Origin of the sequence: Brevundimonas sp., assembly GCF_031082345.1 — a bacterium.
Classification (GTDB): Bacteria; Pseudomonadota; Alphaproteobacteria; order Caulobacterales; family Caulobacteraceae; genus Brevundimonas.
Genome location: NZ_JAVHLH010000066.1, coordinates 1 through 1,651, shown reverse-complemented (window position 1 = coordinate 1,651; position 1,651 = coordinate 1). Strand labels below are relative to the sequence as shown.

Sequence of the window (1,651 nt, the reverse complement as noted above, 5' to 3'; positions counted from 1 at the left end):
CATGGTCCCGAGGTGGGCCAGGTGCACGTCCAGCCCGCTCTCCACGATCGCCGCGAGCAGATGGTTCGTCGCATTCAAGTTGTTGTCTACAGTATATAATTTATGCCGTGCCGACTTCATCGAATACGGCGCGGCGCGCTGTTCGGCGAAGTGAACGACGCTGTCCGGCTTCCACTCGCGGATGAGGGCCACGAGGCGGTCGAACTCCTTGCCGACCGTCATGTTGACGAACTCGATGGTCTGGCCCGAGACCTCCTTCCACGCGGCAATGCGCTCGCCCATGGTCCGGATAGGAGTCAGCGACTGGACCTCCAGCTCATTGTCGATGTTGCGTCGGCTCAGATTGTCGACGACCAGCACATCCCAGCCCCTCGCCGACAGGTGCAGCGCCGTCGGCCAGCCGCAGAATCCGTCGCCGCCCAGAACCAGAACCCGCATTCGTCCATCCCTTGTCATGACTGCATCCTGCCTAGCCGATGGCGGCGGCGGGTCAAAGCTTGAGCTCTCAACGCGCGAAAGCGGTGTTCGGGCTCAGGGCCGGGGGCGGGCGCGCCACGCGTCGCGGCTCTGACCCCAGCGATCGACCCGCACGGCGTCGAACGGCGGCGGCAGCTGCGTCGGGCCGAGGTTGCGCGATCCGAGCCGCTCGGCGAGCCGCTGCGACGGCGTATTGTCCGGGTCGATGCAGTGGATCACCTCGGTCCAGCCGAGCGTGTCGAAGGCGTAGTCTATGGTCGCGACGGCCGCCTCGACGCCATAGCCCTTGCCATGGGCGTCAGGGTGAAGCCCCCAGCCGACCTCGGTGCCGGGCCAGCCCAGCGGCGTCCACGGACCGATCCGGCCCAGCCACAGGCCGGTCTCGCGCTCGATCAGCGAAAACATGCCCACGCCGGTCAGGCTCCACGCCCCGGCCATGGTCATGAAGCCGCGCCAGGCGGCCTCGGCCGGCTGCGGTCCGCCGATGAATTTGGCCGCCTCGGGATCGGCCATCAGCTCCGCCCAGCGGGGGAAGTCCTCCATCGCCGGCGGGCGCAGGGTCAGGCGGGCGGTTTCGATCACCGGTGCGGTCAAAGCGGATACTCCTGTTCCAGCTGATACTGACTGCCGTCATGGCTCAGCACGCTGGACCACAGACCGAAGCGGTCCACACGGATGGGCGGCGAGCGCAGCAGATTGTGCCCGGCCATCCACGCCCCGATCCGGTCCGGATTGGTCTGCGGCTTCAGATAGGCCAGCGTCACGTGCGGGCGGTAGTCGCGGCGCTCCATGACCACGCCGGCCCGCTCCCCGGCGGCGCGGCAGCGGCCGGCCAGCACCGACAGCCGCTCATTGGGCTCGACCCCGGCCCACAGGGTCTGGCGGCGGTGGGCGTCGCCGAAGGCGCCGACGCCCTGGAGGACGAACTCGAACGGCCCGCCGGCTGCGGCGCGGCTGAGTTCGGCGGCCAGGTCGTCGGCGCGGCGTTCCTCGACATCGCCATAGAAGGCCAGGGTCAGATGAAGCTGATCGCGCCCGCGCCATTTGGCGCCGGGCAGGCCGGACTGGCGTCGCTCGAGAGTGTCGGCCACGTCGTCGGGAATCGGCAGGGCGGCGAACAACCGGATCATGCGACCGTTCGTAGCGGCTGAAACCGGACCGCCCAAGTCCGGTT

The 1,651-nt window shown here is 68.7% G+C and carries 3 protein-coding genes; all 3 read right to left on the bottom strand.

Going from position 1 to position 1,651, the window contains the following annotated elements:
- Positions 1-438, bottom strand: a 438-nt coding sequence (locus RDU12_RS06245) for an NAD-dependent epimerase/dehydratase family protein (RefSeq protein ID WP_308684283.1), incomplete at its 3' end; no start/stop codon positions are given.
- A 93-nt stretch (positions 439-531) separates the two neighbouring features.
- Positions 532-1,071: a GNAT family N-acetyltransferase gene (locus tag RDU12_RS06240; RefSeq protein ID WP_300291629.1), complete on the bottom strand. Its 540-nt coding sequence runs from the start codon at positions 1,069-1,071 to the stop codon at positions 532-534.
- On the bottom strand, positions 1,068-1,607 hold the full coding sequence (thpR, locus tag RDU12_RS06235) for an RNA 2',3'-cyclic phosphodiesterase (RefSeq protein WP_308684282.1): 540 nt from the start codon (positions 1,605-1,607) through the stop codon (positions 1,068-1,070). Before thpR ends, RDU12_RS06240 begins: the two co-directional genes overlap by 4 nt.
- Positions 1,608-1,651: the final 44 nt, after the last annotated feature.

What these genes read in the sequence shown, in the direction of transcription:
- thpR (WP_308684282.1), bottom strand. Translation starts at nt 1,607, where the DNA reads ATGATCCGGTTGTTCGCCGCCCTGCCGATTCCCGACGACGTGGCCGAC.